This is a genomic window from Limnohabitans sp. (assembly GCF_038134685.1).
Classification (GTDB): Bacteria; Pseudomonadota; Gammaproteobacteria; order Burkholderiales; family Burkholderiaceae_C; genus Limnohabitans_A.
Genome location: NZ_JAYPVP010000008.1, coordinates 51,363 through 67,360 on the forward strand (window position 1 = coordinate 51,363; position 15,998 = coordinate 67,360).

The 15,998-nt window shown below is 59.1% G+C and carries 18 protein-coding genes; 13 read left to right on the forward strand and 5 right to left on the reverse strand.

All coding sequences use genetic code 11. From position 1 onward, the window contains the following. The first annotated feature begins 4 nt into the window (after window positions 1–4). From AAFM15_RS05185 to ubiB, 5 genes are read left to right on the forward strand one after another with little or no spacing between them, the layout of a single operon-like run. Complete coding sequence (locus AAFM15_RS05185) at window positions 5–421, forward strand: DUF971 domain-containing protein (protein ID WP_341685640.1); 417 nt, start codon at window positions 5–7, stop codon at window positions 419–421. Window positions 422–431: 10 nt separating this feature from the next. Next, on the forward strand, window positions 432–1,163 hold the full coding sequence (ubiE, locus tag AAFM15_RS05190) for a bifunctional demethylmenaquinone methyltransferase/2-methoxy-6-polyprenyl-1,4-benzoquinol methylase UbiE (RefSeq protein WP_341685641.1): 732 nt from the start codon (window positions 432–434) through the stop codon (window positions 1,161–1,163). Window positions 1,164–1,202: 39 nt separating this feature from the next. Then, window positions 1,203–2,159 carry a Tim44 domain-containing protein gene (locus AAFM15_RS05195; protein WP_371833083.1) on the forward strand — a complete coding sequence of 319 codons (957 nt, stop codon included), beginning with the start codon at window positions 1,203–1,205 and terminating at the stop codon, window positions 2,157–2,159. Window positions 2,160–2,206: 47 nt separating this feature from the next. Next, on the forward strand, window positions 2,207–2,755 hold the full coding sequence (locus AAFM15_RS05200; protein WP_341685642.1) for a hypothetical protein: 549 nt from the start codon (window positions 2,207–2,209) through the stop codon (window positions 2,753–2,755). 1 nt (window position 2,756) lies between these two features. Next, the gene (gene ubiB, locus AAFM15_RS05205; protein ID WP_341685643.1) at window positions 2,757–4,313 is read left to right on the forward strand and encodes a ubiquinone biosynthesis regulatory protein kinase UbiB; all 1,557 of its coding nucleotides are present in this window, start codon (window positions 2,757–2,759) and stop codon (window positions 4,311–4,313) included. A 26-nt stretch (window positions 4,314–4,339) separates the two neighbouring features. On the opposite strand, the gene AAFM15_RS05210 is transcribed toward ubiB, so the two are convergent. From AAFM15_RS05210 to AAFM15_RS05225, 4 genes are all read right to left on the reverse strand, one after another. Further along, entirely contained in the window at window positions 4,340–5,158 is an 819-nt protein-coding gene (locus tag AAFM15_RS05210) for an ABC transporter permease subunit (RefSeq protein WP_341685644.1), read from the reverse strand. Next, window positions 5,155–6,096, reverse strand: coding sequence for an ABC transporter permease subunit (locus tag AAFM15_RS05215; protein ID WP_341685645.1), 942 nt, complete (start codon window positions 6,094–6,096; stop codon window positions 5,155–5,157). Before AAFM15_RS05215 ends, AAFM15_RS05210 begins: the two co-directional genes overlap by 4 nt. Next, window positions 6,093–7,196 (reverse strand): ABC transporter ATP-binding protein, encoded by a 1,104-nt coding sequence (locus tag AAFM15_RS05220; protein ID WP_341685646.1) that lies wholly within the window; start codon window positions 7,194–7,196, stop codon window positions 6,093–6,095. The genes AAFM15_RS05215 and AAFM15_RS05220 overlap by 4 nt, the downstream gene beginning before the upstream one ends. 76 nt (window positions 7,197–7,272) lie before the next feature. Further along, window positions 7,273–8,415, reverse strand: a complete 1,143-nt coding sequence (locus AAFM15_RS05225; RefSeq protein WP_341685647.1) for an extracellular solute-binding protein — start codon at window positions 8,413–8,415, stop codon at window positions 7,273–7,275. A 140-nt stretch (window positions 8,416–8,555) separates the two neighbouring features. On the opposite strand from AAFM15_RS05225, the gene AAFM15_RS05230 reads away from it, so the two are divergent. The 3 genes from AAFM15_RS05230 to aspS are packed head-to-tail and all read left to right on the forward strand — an operon-like array spanning window position 8,556 to window position 11,390. After that, window positions 8,556–8,879, forward strand: coding sequence for an FmdB family zinc ribbon protein (locus AAFM15_RS05230; RefSeq protein ID WP_341685648.1), 324 nt, complete (start codon window positions 8,556–8,558; stop codon window positions 8,877–8,879). Window positions 8,880–8,888: 9 nt separating this feature from the next. Further along, on the forward strand, window positions 8,889–9,545 hold the full coding sequence (locus AAFM15_RS05235) for a DUF502 domain-containing protein (RefSeq protein ID WP_341685649.1): 657 nt from the start codon (window positions 8,889–8,891) through the stop codon (window positions 9,543–9,545). Window positions 9,546–9,593: 48 nt separating this feature from the next. Beyond that, a complete protein-coding gene (aspS, locus tag AAFM15_RS05240) occupies window positions 9,594–11,390 on the forward strand; it encodes an aspartate--tRNA ligase (RefSeq protein ID WP_341685650.1) in 1,797 nt (598 codons plus the stop codon). A 55-nt stretch (window positions 11,391–11,445) separates the two neighbouring features. On the opposite strand, the gene AAFM15_RS05245 is transcribed toward aspS, so the two are convergent. Further along, a complete protein-coding gene (locus AAFM15_RS05245; protein WP_341685651.1) occupies window positions 11,446–11,979 on the reverse strand; it encodes an ATP-binding cassette domain-containing protein in 534 nt (177 codons plus the stop codon). A 32-nt stretch (window positions 11,980–12,011) separates the two neighbouring features. Here AAFM15_RS05245 and AAFM15_RS05250 point away from each other — a divergent pair, with 32 nt between their 5' ends. The 5 genes from AAFM15_RS05250 to AAFM15_RS05270 are packed head-to-tail and all read left to right on the forward strand — an operon-like array spanning window position 12,012 to window position 15,997. Beyond that, window positions 12,012–12,764, forward strand: a complete 753-nt coding sequence (locus AAFM15_RS05250; protein WP_341685652.1) for an endonuclease/exonuclease/phosphatase family protein — start codon at window positions 12,012–12,014, stop codon at window positions 12,762–12,764. Continuing rightward, window positions 12,761–13,987 (forward strand): cardiolipin synthase ClsB, encoded by a 1,227-nt coding sequence (gene clsB, locus AAFM15_RS05255; RefSeq protein WP_341685653.1) that lies wholly within the window; start codon window positions 12,761–12,763, stop codon window positions 13,985–13,987. Before AAFM15_RS05250 ends, clsB begins: the two co-directional genes overlap by 4 nt. Before the next feature lie 23 nt (window positions 13,988–14,010). After that, entirely contained in the window at window positions 14,011–14,748 is a 738-nt protein-coding gene (gene folE / locus AAFM15_RS05260; protein ID WP_341685654.1) for a GTP cyclohydrolase I, read from the forward strand. A gap of 5 nt (window positions 14,749–14,753) precedes the next feature. Continuing rightward, window positions 14,754–15,176, forward strand: coding sequence for a BLUF domain-containing protein (locus tag AAFM15_RS05265; RefSeq protein ID WP_341685655.1), 423 nt, complete (start codon window positions 14,754–14,756; stop codon window positions 15,174–15,176). A gap of 5 nt (window positions 15,177–15,181) precedes the next feature. Continuing rightward, on the forward strand, window positions 15,182–15,997 hold the full coding sequence (locus tag AAFM15_RS05270) for a DUF429 domain-containing protein (RefSeq protein ID WP_341685682.1): 816 nt from the start codon (window positions 15,182–15,184) through the stop codon (window positions 15,995–15,997). Window position 15,998: the final 1 nt, after the last annotated feature.

A 15,998-nucleotide genomic window follows, 5' to 3' on the forward strand; every position in this document is an offset into this window, starting at 1 on the left:
GACTATGGCTGGATTGAACAAGGACACCCCTACGCCAGTTGCGCTGACGGTGCACAGTGCTTCGCGCGTGCTCGAAGTGGGGTTCTCGGATGGCAAGACCTTCCGTATTCCGTTCGAGCTGATGCGGGTGTATTCGCCCTCCGCAGAGGTGCAGGGGCATGGTCCGGGACAGGAAACCCTGCAAACCGGCAAGCGCGATGTGAACGTGGTCGACATTGAACAGGTGGGCAACTACGCTGTCAAACCCACCTTCTCTGACGGGCACGACACGGGATTGTTCACCTGGGAGTACCTGTACTTTTTAGGGTTGCAGCAAGACGAACTCTGGGTCGACTATGACAAGCGTCTGCATGCCGCAGGAGTGCTGCGCGATGACCCCATGCCCGAGAAAGCCGGCAGCAGCTGCGGCCACCACCATTGAAGGTTTTGTGATGAGTAGCACCCATTTTGGATTCAAGACAGTCGATGAAAAAGACAAAGCGCGTCATGTGCGTGGCGTGTTCGACTCCGTCGCCTCCAAATACGACGTCATGAACGACGTCATGTCCGTGGGCATGCACCGCTTGTGGAAGGCGTACACCGTGCAGGTTGCCAACCTTCAGCCGGGTGATCAGGTGCTCGATATTGCTGGCGGCACCGGTGACTTGTCCATGGCCTTTGCCAGGAAAGTTGGCCCCACAGGCCGCGTGGTGCACACCGACATCAACGAAGCCATGCTCAGCACAGGGCGCGACCGCCTGCTCGACCACGGGCTGGCCCTGCCCACGCTGGTGTGTGATGCCGAGAAGCTGCCTTTCCCTGACGGGCACTTCAACCTGGTCAGCGTGGCTTTTGGCCTGCGCAACATGACGCACAAGGATGTCGCTCTGGCCGAGATGTGCCGTGTACTCAAGCCAGGCGGCAAGTTGCTCGTGCTGGAGTTTTCCAAAGTCGCCAAGCCGCTGGAAAAAGCCTACGACTGGTACAGCTTCAACATCCTGCCCAAAATGGGCCAGCTGGTGGCCGGTGATGCCGACAGTTACCGCTACCTGGCTGAGTCCATTCGCATGCATCCCGGGCAGGAGGAGCTGAAAGCCCTCATGAAACAAGCCGGATTTGGCCATGTGGATTTTCACAATTTGACGGCAGGAGTGGTAGCCTTGCACGTAGGCATCAAATGTTGAATTGAAAAGCGTCGCTGCCAACGACCTATTGGAGACCGTGTGAAAAAGTATTTACCTGTCATGATGGCTGTGGCCATGGCCTTGAGCAGCCTGAACGCCGAAGCTGCGCGCCGCCTGGGTGGTGGTCGCTCTGTGGGACAGCAATCCAACCATGTGACCCAGCGCGAGGCCGCCCGGCCTCAAGCACCTGTTGCGCCTGCGCAACAGGCTGCGCCTGCCGCTAGCAAGCCAACGCAAGCGCCTGCTGCTGCTGCACCGAAAAAGCCTTGGGGCGCCATGCTCGGTGGTTTGGCTGCCGGTTTGGGCCTGGCTTGGCTGGCCCACTCGTTGGGTTTTGGCGAGGCCTTTGGCAATGTGTTGATGGTGATGCTTTTGGCCATGGCGGCCATGGCTGTGATTGGCATGATCATGCGTCGCCGTGCAACAACCCCGCGTATGGCCTATCAGGGGGCCGGTGCCAGCGCTGAGCAACCTGCATCGTTCAAGCAGTACAACCCGGAAAAAGTGGGCAATGACGCTTCGGCGCGCCCCTGGGAGAGCCAGCCTGCTGCGTTTGACGCCAGTGGCTCCATGATTGGTTCGGCCTTGGCTGGCCCGCAAGGCTGGGGCATTCCGGCAGACTTCGACACTGCTGGATTCGTGAGCGCAGCCAAGCGCAACTTCATCACCTTGCAGGACGCTTGGGATCGTTCAGACATCAGTACCCTGCGCTCGATGATGACCGACGCCATGGTCAGCGAAATTCGCAACCAGCTTGCTGAGCGCGAATCTCATGTTTCCGGCCAGGTCAACAAGACCGAAGTCCTGACGCTGGATGCGCAGTTGTTGGGCATTGAAGAGCTCGATGGTCAATATCTGGCCAGCGTGGAATTCAATGGCGTGATTCGCGAAGAGCCTACGGCTGCTCCTACCCCTTTCCGCGAGGTCTGGAACATGAGCAAGCCTAAGCAGGGTGGCTCAGGTTGGCTGGTGGCTGGCGTTCAGGCTTTGCAATAAAGCACCTGGGCGCAGCCATGCTGCGCTTTCGTGAATAATCGGGGACTATGGCAACACAGTCCCCTTTTTCTTGGCTATCCGAAGCAGTACCTCAGGCGCTGGATACTTTTCAGCCGCCCGCCTGGGTCAAAGACGAGCTGCTCAATCGCATGATGCTGCTGCTCAACCATGTATTGGCCAACGAGCCACTGGCCACGGCGCGCCTGGCTCGACAAAAAGGGCAACGCATCGAAATGGTCTGGCGTGGCAATACCTTGCAATTGCAGCCCAGCGCTGCCGGTTTGCTGGAGCGCACATCGTTTGACGGCTTTGATCTTCGCCTGTCGGTGCTCGATGAATCCATCACCACCTTGGCCTCTACCGTGATGCAGGGCAACAAACCCCGGGTACGTATCGAAGGTGATGTACAGCTGGCTGCTGAAATCAATTGGTTGATTGACAACGTCCGTTGGGACGTTCAGGAGGACTTGTCGCGCTTGCTGGGTGATGCACCTGCGCACCTGATCAGTCAGGTCAGCCGCCAGTTGGTTACTGCGGTCAAACAGTTTGTGCAGAACCGCAGCATGCCAGCCAACGCTGCGCAGCAAGGGGCTTGAGATGGGGCGCTTGCGCAGGGGCTTGTTCATCGCCTTCATCGTGTTCCGTTATGGACTCGATGAATTGTTGCTCAACAGTTTTGCCCACCCTTGGTTGCGAGGTCTGGCACGAGTGATTTCCGTGGGGCGTGATGTGCGTACGCCGCGTGCACAGCGCTTGCGCGAAGCCTTGGAGCGGCTGGGACCGATTTTTGTCAAGTTCGGTCAGGTGCTGTCTACCCGTCGGGACTTGTTGCCGCCTGATCTCGCAGATGAGTTGGCCAAGTTGCAGGACCGTGTGCCGCCTTTTGATTCTGCGGTCGCAGTGGCGACCATTGAGCGTGCCTTTCAAAAACCGGTGAATGCTGTTTTCGAGTCTTTCGATCTGAAACCGGTGGCCAGCGCTTCCATTGCACAGGTGCACTTTGCCACTTTGCGTGACAAAGCTGGTGGTATTCGTGATGTCGCTGTGAAGGTGCTGCGTCCGGGCATGCTGCCGGTGATTGAGAAAGACCTTGCCTTGCTGCGCACCATGGCGGTGTGGGTGGAGCGACTGAGCGTGGACGGACGTCGCCTCAAGCCACGTGAGGTGGTGGCCGAGTTTGACAAATACCTTCATGACGAGCTGGATCTGGTGCGCGAAGCCTCCAACGCTGCGCAACTGAGGCGGAACATGGAAGGGCTCAATCTGGTCATGGTGCCGGAAATGTTCTGGGATTGCTGTCACGGCGAAGTGATCGTGATGGAGCGAATGAAGGGCGTGCCCATCAGCCAGGTGCAGCGCTTGCGGGATGCGGGAGTGGATATCCCCAAACTGGCTCGTGATGGCGTCACCATCTTTTTCACGCAAGTGTTTCGCGATGGATTTTTCCATGCGGATATGCATCCCGGGAACATCCAGGTGAGTCTGGACGAGGCCACCTTCGGGCGCTACATCTCGCTGGACTTCGGCATTGTGGGCACGCTCACTGAATACGACAAAGAGTACCTGGCGCAAAACTTTACAGCCTTTTTCCGCCGGGACTACAAGCGGGTGGCGCAGCTGCATATTGAGTCGGGCTGGGTGCCGCCCCAAACGCGTGTGGACGAGCTTGAAGCGGCTGTCCGCGCTGTGTGTGAACCTTACTTTGATCGCCCGCTGAAAGAAATTTCCCTGGGCATGGTGCTGATGCGCTTGTTTCAGGCTTCACGCCGATTCAATGTGGAAATCCAGCCGCAACTGGTGTTGCTGCAAAAAACCTTGCTCAACATTGAGGGGCTAGGTCGCCAGTTGGACCCGGATCTGGATTTGTGGAGTACCGCTAAGCCTTTCCTTGAAAGCTGGATGAACGAGCAAATTGGTCCCAAGCGCTTTTTGCAGCAGTTGCGCGATCAGGCGCCGATGTACGCCAAGATCCTGCCCATGCTTCCACGTTTGATGCATGACTATCTGCAACGGCCTGCACAGGACGACAGGCAGCTGTTGGTGCAATTGATACAAGAGCAGCGCAAGGTGCGTCAAAACCAGCGGGCCTTGGGTTGGGCTTTGCTCGGTTTTGTGGCGGGAACTCTGGTGGCCCTGTTGGCGGTGTTTCACTGACCACGCCAATCAGGGGGCAGGCGGGTTCACTCTGGCTGCCCTGCTTTGCGGCGTGCTTGACGAGCTGTATAAATGCCAAAAATCACTACAGCGATCGTGACTGTTGCCATCAACAAAGTCGCTGCCGCATAAATGGATGGGTTTACGCCACGACGGGCGTAACTGAATATCACCTGCGGCAACGTGGTCACGCCGGGGCCGGAGAGGAATTCGGAAACCACCACATCGTCAAACGACAAGGTGAAAGTCAGCAGCCACGCCGCCAGAAGGGACTGTGAGATATTGGGCAGTGTCACCAGAAAAAACACCTGTCCCGGGCGACAGCCCAGATCCATGGCGGCTTCTTCAAGTGATTTGTCCATTTCCTTGAGTCGAGCCTGAATCACCACCGTGGCGTAAGCCATGCCTAAAAGGGCGTGACCCAAAACGACTGTCAGCGTTCCCCGCTCAGGCCAGCCCATCACGCGCTGCACGCTGACAAACAGCAAGAGCAAGGACAAGCCGATGATCACTTCGGGCATGACCAAGGGCGCGTTGACCATGCCTGCGAACAGTCCACGCCCCCGAAACCGCGGATGCCGGATCAACACATACGCCGCAAAGGTGCCCAGCACAACGGCCATGCTTGCGCTGATGAGTGCTACCTTCAGGGACAGAAAAAAGCCCTCGGCGATTCGTGAGTCTCGTGCCAGTGCTTCGTACCAGCGCAAGGAAAACCCTGTGAAGACACTGTCCTGGCGGGTACTGTTGAACGAGAACACCACCAGGAACAGCAAAGGCGCATACAGAAAAGCGTAGATGCCAAACATCCACAATCTGCCAATGTGTTTTTGCAGCCAGTTCATTGCAAACTCTCCGCCTGGGCCTGGCGTGCGACACGGTGGTTGTACCAGGCCAAAGGCAAGACCACCAGCACGATCATCAAGATGGCCAGCGCGCTGGCGCGCGGCCAGTTGTTGCTGCTGAACATTTCATCCCAGACCACGCGACCGATCATGATGTTTTCTGCGCCACCGAGCAGGGACGGGATCACGAACTCTCCCAGGCAGGGTATGAACACCAGCATGGATCCCGCGACGATGCCTGCCTTGCTCAAGGGAACGGTGATCAGCCAGAAGGCTTTCCAGGGCGTCGTGCCGAGGTCGTAGGCGGCTTCAATCAGTCGTTGATCGATCTTGATCAGCGTGGCGTACAGCGGCAGCACCATGAAGGGCAGATACACATACGTCATGCCCACCAGCATGGACACGTCGGTATAGAGCATCTGGATGGGCTCATGGATCACACCCAGTGCCATCAAGGCATTATTGATGATGCCCTGGTCGGCCAGGATGCCTTTCCAGGCATACACGCGCAGCAAAAACGATGTCCAGAAGGGCAGCATGACCATCAACAGCAGGAGCGGACGGCGTTGCTCTGGTGCCTTGGACATGAAGTAGGCAAACGGATAGCCCAGCAACAGGCACAGCACTGTGGTCCAGAATGCATAGCGAATGGACAACCAGTACGCCTCGGTATAGAGGGTGCTGCCCAGGATGCCTTCATCATCCTGGAAAAGGGAGAAATAGTTGCTGAGCTTGAGGATCAGGCGCCAGCGGCCGTCATGGTCATGCAGGATGGCCGCAAAAGGGTCGAGTTGCTCGCCCATGTCTGTGACGCTGATGCGCAGCAAGATGGCAAATGGCACTGCAAAGAAAAACAACAGCCACAGGTAGGGCACACCAATCACCCAGCGCTGACCGGGCCGCAGCCATTGAGGCCACAGACGACTGAGCGCGCTCATGATTGCAACACCACCACAGCATCCTGATCCCACCAGCAATGCACTTGCTGTCCCCAGCTGAGGTCATCCTCGTGATTGCGGCTGCGGTTGGCCTGTGTGGCCCGCAGGATATAGCCGTCAGGCAGAGCCACCACAAAAGTGCTGTAGCTGCCCATGTAGGCGATTTCTTTGACCACACCTTGCACCACGTTGTGGCTTTGTGCCGGGGCGCTCAGGGAGATACTGATTTTTTCCGGGCGTATGCCTGCGGCCAGGTGCATGCCCAGCTGCCCGGAAATGCCGTGCCCGATGCGCACCACCCCTTGTGCGGTGCTGATTTCGCTGCAACCGACTTCGTCGGTGGTCAAGGTACCCTCAAGTAAATTGACGTTGCCAATGAAGTCCGCCACAAAACGGCAATTGGGTGTTTCGTAAATTTCAGTGGGTGTGCCCAGCTGCAAAATGCGCCCCTGGCTCATGACCGCGATACGCGAGGCCATGGTCATGGCTTCTTCCTGGTCGTGCGTCACCATCACGCAGGTCACGCCTACCGATTCGATGATGTTGACCAGCTCGAACTGGGTCTGCTCACGCAGCTTCTTGTCCAGCGCGCCCAGCGGTTCGTCGAGCAGCAACATTTGCGGGTTGCGCGCCAGGCTGCGGGCCAGAGCGACTCGCTGCTGCTGGCCGCCCGACAGTTGTGCGGGTTTGCGCGAAGCGAAAGTCCGCAGCTGCACGAGGTCGAGCATTTTGTCCACACGCTCGGCCAACATGTCTTTGGGCATGCCCATGCGCTTGAGGCCAAAGGCGATGTTGTCCCAAACGCTCAGGTGAGGGAACAGCGCATACGACTGGAACATCATGTTGATGGGACGTTCATAGGCCGGCAGGTCCGTGATGTCTTGTGCGCCCAGATGGATCCGGCCTTTTGTGGGCTTTTCGAAGCCTGCGAGCATCCGCAGCAAGGTGGATTTGCCGCATCCTGAGCTGCCGAGCAAGGCGAAAATCTCCCCCTTGGGGATCTCCAGGCTCACGTTGTCAACAGCCAGTACGCTGTCAAAGCGTTTGCTCAGGCCTTCAATGCGCAAAAAACCTTGTGACGCGGAAGAGGAAGTGCTCATGTCGATGGATGTCCGTAAAACAAAAGGCCGTGCACACGGTGCACAGCCTTTGGTGGCAGGGCGGTGAGCGCCAGGCTTACTTGCCCTTCTTGAACGCCGTATAGACCGCAGTCATGGACTCGCGGGTCGTGTTGGACAGACTCGAAGGAGACACGGCCACCTTGAGTGCTGCTTCATCCAGGAAAACGGCCGGATTTTTGGCAACTTCCGGGGTGACATGCGACACGCTCGCCTTGTTGGCGGTGGCATAGTTGACCTCATTGGTCAGCCCTGCCGATACCTCAGGCTTGAGGAAGTAGTTGATGAACGCCATGGCGTTGTTCGGGTGCTTGGCGTCCTTGGGGACAGCCAGGTTGTCGAAGAACAGCAGGCCGCCGGTCTTGGGCAGGAGGGCCTGGATTTCCTGGCCGCTCTTGTTTTCGACAGCGCGAGCTGCAGCCATATTGATGTCGCCCGCCCAACCCAGGGCGACGCAGGCCTTGCCGCCAGCCAGGTCGTCAATCATGGTGCTGGAGAACAGGCGAATGTCCTTGCGAACCTTGGCAAGCATCTCGCCTGCAGCCTTGTGGTCGGCTGCGTCAGCAGAGTAGGCATCCTTGCCAATGTAGTGAAGGGCAGGTGGCAGCACTTCGGTGGGGGAGTCCAGGTAAGCAATACCGCAGGACTTGAGCTTGCTGGTGTAGGTGGGGTTGAAGACCAGGTCCCAGGCGTTGTCGGGCATGGGGGTGTTACCCAAGGCCTTGGCCACTTTGCCTTTGTTGATGCCGACTGTCGTGAAGCTCCAGGCCCAGGGGATGATGTGTTCGTTGCCCGGATCGACCTTGTCGAGCTTGGCCATGATTGCCGGGTCCAGATTCGACAGGTTGGGGATCTGCGCCTTGTCCAGTTTTTGCAGAAGGCCAGCCTCGATCTGTGATTTGGCAAAGACCGCGCCAGGTACCACGATGTCGTAACCGGAGTTGCCGGCGATCAGCTTCGCTTGCAGGGCTTCGTTGTTTTCGAAGGTTTGATAGTTGACCTTGATGCCGGTTTCCTTTTCGAAGTTGGCAATCATGTCCTGGGCAATGTAGTCTGGCCAGTTGTAGACGTTGAGGACTTTTTCTTCCGTGTTGGCCACTACAGCCTGTACAGCAGGCTGTTTTGGGGCTTCGGCTTCTTTTTTGCCGCAGGCCGCCAGGGCCAGGGTGCATACAGCCAGGAGGGTCAAGCGCTTGCTCATCAGGGTTCTCTCCAGAGGTCGAAAGGAAATGAAAGTGGCGTCCAAGGTCGCACAAGGCGCGATTGTATAAGAAGCCCTGTTTTCAAGGGTACAAGCAATTACAATGGACAGCTTTGCAACCCTTTGACGCAAAAGTCACCATGCCCATCTACGCCTACAAGTGTGAGTCCTGCGGTCACGCCAAGGACGTACTGCAAAAGATTTCAGATGCGCCGCTCACCGAGTGTCCGGCCTGTGGCAAAGCCACGTTCAGCAAACAGATCACGGCTGCTGGTTTCCAGCTCAAGGGCTCTGGCTGGTATGTGACCGATTTCCGTGGCGGCTCGGGGGGTACCTCTGCGGCGGCCACAGGTGCGGCGGCAGCCGGTGCGACAGCGTCGGCCGAAAGCAGCGCTTCTACCGCCGATGCCGCCCCGGCCGCAGGCTGCGGCGGCAGCTGCGCCTGCCATCCCTCTTCTTCCTGATCGATTTTCATGAGCCGTCATTTGCGCCAATACTTCATTACCGGCTTGCTGGTGTGGCTGCCTATGGCCGTGACGGTCTGGGTGATCACCTGGCTTTATGGTTTGCTCGACGGCATTTTCCGCAATGTCCTGTCGGCCTCCAATGCGGTGTTCCCGGGGCAAGCCCAGGTGGCGCAAATCGCCAACGCGCCAGGCCTTGGCGTGTTGGTGGTGGTCATCGTCATCCTGATGACGGGTGTGTTTGTGACCAATATTTTTGGTCAGTGGGCCGTGCGCCAGTGGGACCGTCTGATGAACCGCATCCCGGTGGTTCGTGGCATCTACACCAGTGTCAAACAGGTCTCGGACACTTTGTTCTCGGGCAGCGGCAATGCGTTTTCCAAAGCGCTGTTGATTCGCTACCCCCACAACGAAGCCTGGGCCATGGCCTTCCTGACGGGCAAGCCCGGGGGCGAGGTCGCCAGCAAGCTCGACGGTGACTATGTCAGCGCCTTCATTCCCACCACCCCCAACCCCACGTCGGGCTTTTTCATCATGCTGCCGCGCAGCCACGTGATCGAGCTGGACATGTCGGTGGACGATGCCCTCAAGTACATCATCTCCATGGGCGTGGTGGTGCCTGGCGGACCAGCCAATCCGGCCCTCAAAAACCGCACTTCGAATTAACCCTGGCGTGCCCGGCACGCCTTCCAGAGAGAGAAAAAAATGTCTTCCATGCGTTCTAGCTATTGTGGTCTGGTGACCGAAGCCCAGTTGGGGCAAACCGTCACGCTGTGCGGTTGGGTCAACCGTCGCCGCGATCATGGTGGCGTGATCTTTGTGGATCTGCGCGACCGCGAAGGCTACGTGCAGGTTGTTTGCGATCCCGACCGCCCAGAAATGTTCAAGGTCGCCGAAGGCCTGCGCAATGAGTTCTGTGTGCAGATGAAGGGGCTGGTGCGCGCCCGCCCCGAAGGCACGACCAACGACAGCCTCAAGAGCGGCAAGATCGAAATCCTGTGCCACGAGCTCACCGTGCTCAACCCCTCCGTGACGCCGCCTTTCCTGCTGGACGACGACAACCTGTCGGAGACCACCCGCCTGACACACCGCGTGCTGGACCTGCGCCGCCCGTACATGCAAAACAACCTGATGCTGCGCTACAAGGTGGCGATGGAAGTGCGCAAATACCTCGATGAAAACGGTTTCATCGACATCGAAACTCCGATGCTGACCAAGAGCACGCCCGAAGGCGCACGTGACTACCTGGTGCCCAGCCGCGTGCACGATGGCCAGTTCTTTGCGCTGCCGCAGTCGCCCCAGCTCTTCAAGCAGCTGCTGATGGTGGCCGGCTACGACCGCTACTACCAGATCACCAAGTGCTTCCGTGACGAAGACCTGCGCGCCGACCGCCAGCCTGAATTCACCCAGATCGATATCGAAACATCGTTCCTGACCGAAGAGGACATCCGCGCGATGTTCCAGGGCATGATCAAGCATGTCTTCCAAAAGACAATGAACATCGACTTGGGCGAGTTCCCCATCATGCCTTACAGCGAGGCCATGTTCCGCTTTGGCTCCGACAAGCCCGACCTGCGTGTCAAACTCGAATTCACCGAGCTGACCGAAGTCATGAAGGACGTGGATTTCAAAGTCTTCAGCACCCCCGCCACCACCAAGGGCGGTCGCGTGGTGGCCCTGCGCGTGCCGGGTGGCAGCGAGATGAGCCGTGGCGAGATCGACGGCTACACCGAATTCGTCAAGATCTACGGCGCCAAGGGCCTGGCCTGGATCAAGGTCAACGACGTGGCCGCAGGCCGTGATGGCTTGCAGTCGCCCATCGTCAAGAACATCCACGACGCCGCGATTGCCGAGATCCTCAAGCGCACCGGCGCACAGAACGGCGACATCCTGTTCTTCGGCGCTGACAAGGCCAAGGTGGTCAACGACGCCATTGGCGCACTGCGCCTGAAGATCGGTCACAGCGACTTCGCCAAAAAGGCGGGTCTGTTCGAAGACCGTTGGGCCCCGCTGTGGGTGGTGGACTTCCCCATGTTCGAGCTCGACGAGGACGAGGGCCGCTGGAACGCGGTGCATCACCCCTTCACCGCGCCCAAGGACGGTCACGAAGACTACATGGACACCGATCCAGGCCGCTGTATCGCCAAAGCCTACGACATGGTGCTCAACGGTTGGGAGCTGGGCGGCGGTTCGGTGCGTATCCACCGCGCCGAAGTGCAAAGCAAGGTATTCTCGGCCCTCAAGATCAATGCTGAAGACGCGCAGCAAAAATTCGGTTTCCTGCTGGACGCCCTGCAATACGGTGCGCCCCCGCACGGTGGTCTGGCCTTCGGCCTGGACCGCCTGATCACATTGATGACCAAGGCCGAATCCATCCGCGACGTGATTGCCTTCCCCAAGACCCAGCGTGCCCAGTGTCTGCTCACGCAGGCCCCAAGCCCGGTCGATGAAAAGCAGCTGCGTGAGTTGCACATCCGCCTGCGCAACCCGGACGCTGCCAAAGTCGCCTGATCTGGCACAGCGCCAAAGCGAAAACGCCACCTTCGGGTGGCGTTTTTGTTGGGCTTCAGGGCAGGGTGATGCGGCTGGCCCAGGACAAGGCTGGGTCGGCCTCATAGTCCGCCACGATCCATGCCCGAGAGGGGTGGTCGGCGGTGTCTTCCAGAAATTCCCGGATCACGCACACCGAGGCCAGGTCCAGTGCGGCATACGGCTGGTCCAGGCAAGTGACGGTAGCGCCACTGGCGAGCAGGCCCACCAGCGCGACCTTGCGGCGACTGCCGGCCGAGAGCATGAACAGCTGTTTGCCCAGATGCGCTTGCAGTTGCAGGGCCTCCAGCAGCTCAATTTGCAATTCGCTGTTCCAGCGTGGACAACGCTGGAACAGCGCTGCCCAGACTTCTTCGGGCGTGTGGCCATCGTGCTCGGGCAGGCGCAGGTCGAGCCATAACGCATCGGCAGTGCTTTGTGCCAGTTCGCGCAGCAACCGGGTTTTACCGCTGCCTTCGTCGCCGGTCAGCGCTGTGAGGCCGCAGGGAATGCGCAAATCATTGCATGTCAGCAATATGGTGGCGTTGGGACTGAGGCTTTGTCGGGACATGGTGCGGATGCTAGCTCATTAAAATCGTGAGCATGACCCAGCCCGAACACCTAGCCCTGCGTGTGGCCACATGGAACATCCATAAAGGGGTGCAGGGCTTGGGGCCGGTCAAGCGGCTGGAGATTCACAACATTGGCCACGCGATCGAGCAGCTGGACGCTGACTTGGTGTGTTTGCAGGAAGTGCGCCGCTTCAATCACCGCGAGGCCAGGCGCTTTGCGCGCTGGCCCAGTCTGCCGCAAGACGAGTTCCTGGCGCCGCTGGGGTACGAAGCGGTTTACCACACCAATGCGTTCACCCGACACGGTGAGCATGGCAATGCCTTGCTGTCTCGCTGGCCAGTGTTGCAGGTGCAGCACCAGGATATTTCCGACCACCGCTTTGAGCAGCGCGGGCTCTTGCACGTGGTGGTGCAGGTGGAGCAGCAACAGGTGCATGTGCTGGTCGTGCATCTTGGCCTGGTGCCTGCCAGCCGTGTTCGGCAAGTCCAGCAGATTCTGGCTTACGTTCTTCGCGAAGTCCCGCCACACGCCAGTGTCGTGGTGGCTGGAGACTTTAACGATTGGGGGCCGCGTACGGGCCGTATGCTGGCCCACACGGGTTTGCAGCAGCCTGTCTGGCCAAGCGTTAAAACGTATCCGGCCCGCTTGCCTTTGGTGCAGCTCGATCGTGTGTTTGCGCGTGGTCTTAGCCCATTGCAGCAGTGGGTGCCACATGGTCGGGTCTGGCGACAGATGTCTGATCATTTGCCCTTGGTGGCCGACTTTGGCTGGGGTGTCGCATGAAGCGCCGCGCAGCTGCAGACCCAGGGCACGATATCCAATTGCTCGAAGGTGCCCGTGCCTTGGTACCAGCCATGGTCGCTGCTGTGGATAAAGCTGAGCACACGGTCCATCTGGAGACCTATATTTTTCATTTCGAAGGTGTGGCTCAGCAATTGCTGGACGCGCTGGTGCGCGCAGCACAGCGGGGTGTTCAGGTTCGGGTGGTGGTCGATGGCGTGGGTACGCCAAATTGCCCGCCAATCTGGCGGCAACGCCTGTTAGAGGCCGGGGTGCAGTGGCAGGTGTACATGCCGTTGGGGACCTGGGGTTTGCTGATTCCTTCGCGCTGGCGGCGTCTGCACCGAAAACTGTGTGTCGTGGATGCTCAAACCTTGTTTTGTGGTGGTATCAACGTTCTCGACGACTGGCTTGATCCACGTCATGGTGCGTTGCCCCATCCAAGGCTTGACTATGCAGTACAAGTTCAGGGTCCCATGGTGTTGCAGGCCTTGGACATGATGACGCAGTTGTGGTGGCGCATGCAGTTCGCCGCAGAGGTGCGCAAGCGTCGATTGCCCCAAGTCCTGCAAAGTTTGCGGGCTGGCGCTCAGGCTGAGTGGAGCGCTGTTCGTCGCGTAGCCGATGTGCAAGGCAAGGGTGTCCGGGCCGGGATGCTCTGGCGAGACAACGTTCGCCATCGTGCCACCATTGAGCGCGCTTACCTCAAGGCTCTGGGCGAAGCACGCCACGAGGTGATATTGGCCAATGCCTATTTTTTGCCAGGGCGTCGTCTGCGCCAGGCTTTGGTCCGCGCGGCACAACGTGGGGTACGCGTGCAGGTGTTGCTGCAAGGTCGGTACGAGTATTTCATGCAATACCATGCGTCCCGCGCGGTGTACAGAAGTCTGTTGGCTGCCGGAGTCCAAATCCACGCTTACACCACCAGCTTCTTGCATGCCAAGGTGGCGGTGATGGACGCAGGGCATTCGCGCAGCTGGGCCACGGTTGGTTCCTCCAATCTGGATCCGCTGAGCCTGCTGCTGGCGCGTGAAGCCAACGTGGTGGTACATGACCCTGTATTTGCTCGTTTGCTTCGGAATCGGTTGCAGGCTGTGATCACGCATGAGAGCCAGCCTGTAGAGTTGGCGAGCTTTGAAGCCTTGCCCTGGCATCAGCGCTGGCGGGATGCTCTGGCCTATTCCCTCATGCGAGTGGCCTTGTTTTTGACTGGAAACCGTTATTGAGCAATCGCTGTTACCATGGCTGCATGTTGATGAAAGCCCAGGACGCCATGAACACTTCTGCCACCTCGCCCGTTTCGGACGAAGGCGTGCCCGTGTCGGTCAAGATTCGAGAACGCATTCACGCCGCTCGCAAGCGTTTTCACGCCAACGACAACATTTCCGAGTTCATTGAACCCGGTGAGCTCGAAAAACTGCTCGACGAAGTCACGGGCAAGATGGAAGGCGTGCTCGACAGCCTGGTCATCGATACGGAAAACGACCACAACACCAGCGATACCGCTCGTCGGGTGGCCAAAATGTACGTCAACGAGGTGTTTCGTGGCCGCTACGTCAAAGGCCCCGAGATCACCGAGTTTCCGAATGCCGAGCACCTCAACGAGCTCATGATCGTGGGCCCGATCACGGTGCGCAGCGCCTGCAGCCACCACTTTTGCCCCGTCATTGGTCGCATCTGGATCGGTGTCATGCCCAACGAGCACACCAATGTGATTGGTCTGTCCAAGTACGCCCGTCTGGCCGAATGGATCATGGGCCGCCCGCAAATCCAGGAAGAGGCCGTCGTGCAGCTGGCCGATCTGATCCAGCGCAAGACCCAGCCCGATGGTCTGGCCATCGTCATGGAAGCCAGCCACTACTGCATGGCCTGGCGCGGCGTGAAGGACATGGACAGCAAAATGATCAACTCGGTCATGCGCGGCGTGTTCCTGAAAGACGCCAATTTGCGCCGTGAATTCCTGTCCCTGATTCCTGCCCGGAGCTGATCGCCATGCTCGTTCGCCTGCTTTACGCTAGCCGCGCCGTGGACCCACGGCCTGAAACCATCGATTCCATCCTGACGCAGTCGCGTCAGTTCAACCCCACCAGCGGCATCACCGGCATCCTGTGCTACGGCGGCGGCATCTTTTTGCAGGCCATTGAAGGCGGACGCGGTGCCGTGAGCGATCTGTACGGACACATCCAGAAAGACGAGCGCCACAAGGATGTGGTGCTGCTGCACTACGAAGAAATTTCCGAACGCCGCTTTGGTGGCTGGACCATGGGCCAGGTGGACACTTCGCGTGTGAACACCAACATCCTGCTCAAGTATTCCGAGCGCGCCGAGCTGGACCCCTACAGCGTTTCGGGCAAGGTCTCTCTGGCCTTGCTCGAAGAATTGATGGCCACTGCCAGCATCATCGGCCGCGCCTGATGGCCATGCAGCTGCTGGGCTGCGATTTTTCATCCAGCCCCTCCCGGCGAAAGCCCATCGTGCTGGCGCAGGGCAAGGCCACTCAAGGCCGCGTGCAACTGCAAGCCCTGCACACCTTTGAAACCTTGGAGGCCTTCGGTCACTGGCTGGCGCAGCCTGCCGATTGGGTGGGCGGTTTCGATTTGCCCTTTGGCCTGTCCCGCGAGTTGGTCCAAGCCTTGGGCTGGCCCACTGACTGGGCAGCCTGCATGGACCACTATGCCGCGCTGGAGCGTGCACAGATTCGTTTGCAATTTGCAGCCTTTTGCGATGCTCGCCCTGTGGGCGGCAAGTTTGCCCACCGTGCCACCGACCGTCCCGCAGGCTCCAGTCCTTCCATGAAGTGGGTCAATCCGCCTGTGGCCTACATGCTGCATGCGGGGGTGCCGTTGTTGCGCAATGCGGGCGTACACCTGCCTGGTTTGTGTGAGGGGGATCGGCGTCGGGTGGCGCTGGAAGCCTATCCCGGCTTGCTGGCGCGTGAGGTGCTCGGCAGTCGCAGCTACAAAAGCGATGACAAGGCCAAACATACCCCTGAACGTTTACTGGCGCGGCGCGAACTGCTCAGTGCGCTGGAGCGCGGTCAGACCCGTTTGCACCTGCGCCTGGTGGCCAGCCACGCCTTGCTTAACCGCTTGGCCGAAGACGCCAGTGGTGATGCGCTCGATGCCACCTTGTGTCTGATGCAGGCAGCCTGGGCGCAGGCACAGCATGAAGCCGGGCACGCGCAATACGGTCTGCCTTCGTTTGACCCTCTCGAAGGCTGGATCATCACGGCTTGAG

Excerpts from the sequence above, each read along its gene's own strand:
- AAFM15_RS05215 (WP_341685645.1), bottom strand. The coding sequence starts at position 6,096 with ATGAGCGCGCTCAGTCGTCTGTGGCCTCAATGGCTGCGGCCCGGTCAG.
- AAFM15_RS05250 (WP_341685652.1), top strand. The coding sequence starts at position 12,012 with ATGACCCAGCCCGAACACCTAGCCCTGCGTGTGGCCACATGGAACATC.
- AAFM15_RS05225 (WP_341685647.1), bottom strand. The coding sequence starts at position 8,415 with ATGAGCAAGCGCTTGACCCTCCTGGCTGTATGCACCCTGGCCCTGGCG.
- ubiE (WP_341685641.1), top strand. The coding sequence starts at position 432 with ATGAGTAGCACCCATTTTGGATTCAAGACAGTCGATGAAAAAGACAAA.
- clsB (WP_341685653.1), top strand. The coding sequence starts at position 12,761 with ATGAAGCGCCGCGCAGCTGCAGACCCAGGGCACGATATCCAATTGCTC.
- ubiB (WP_341685643.1), top strand. The coding sequence starts at position 2,757 with ATGGGGCGCTTGCGCAGGGGCTTGTTCATCGCCTTCATCGTGTTCCGT.
- AAFM15_RS05200 (WP_341685642.1), top strand. The coding sequence starts at position 2,207 with ATGGCAACACAGTCCCCTTTTTCTTGGCTATCCGAAGCAGTACCTCAG.
- AAFM15_RS05270 (WP_341685682.1), top strand. The coding sequence starts at position 15,182 with ATGCAGCTGCTGGGCTGCGATTTTTCATCCAGCCCCTCCCGGCGAAAG.
- folE (WP_341685654.1), top strand. The coding sequence starts at position 14,011 with ATGTTGATGAAAGCCCAGGACGCCATGAACACTTCTGCCACCTCGCCC.
- AAFM15_RS05265 (WP_341685655.1), top strand. The coding sequence starts at position 14,754 with ATGCTCGTTCGCCTGCTTTACGCTAGCCGCGCCGTGGACCCACGGCCT.
- AAFM15_RS05245 (WP_341685651.1), bottom strand. The coding sequence starts at position 11,979 with ATGTCCCGACAAAGCCTCAGTCCCAACGCCACCATATTGCTGACATGC.
- aspS (WP_341685650.1), top strand. The coding sequence starts at position 9,594 with ATGCGTTCTAGCTATTGTGGTCTGGTGACCGAAGCCCAGTTGGGGCAA.
- AAFM15_RS05230 (WP_341685648.1), top strand. The coding sequence starts at position 8,556 with ATGCCCATCTACGCCTACAAGTGTGAGTCCTGCGGTCACGCCAAGGAC.
- AAFM15_RS05235 (WP_341685649.1), top strand. The coding sequence starts at position 8,889 with ATGAGCCGTCATTTGCGCCAATACTTCATTACCGGCTTGCTGGTGTGG.
- AAFM15_RS05220 (WP_341685646.1), bottom strand. The coding sequence starts at position 7,196 with ATGAGCACTTCCTCTTCCGCGTCACAAGGTTTTTTGCGCATTGAAGGC.
- AAFM15_RS05210 (WP_341685644.1), bottom strand. The coding sequence starts at position 5,158 with ATGAACTGGCTGCAAAAACACATTGGCAGATTGTGGATGTTTGGCATC.
- AAFM15_RS05185 (WP_341685640.1), top strand. The coding sequence starts at position 5 with ATGGCTGGATTGAACAAGGACACCCCTACGCCAGTTGCGCTGACGGTG.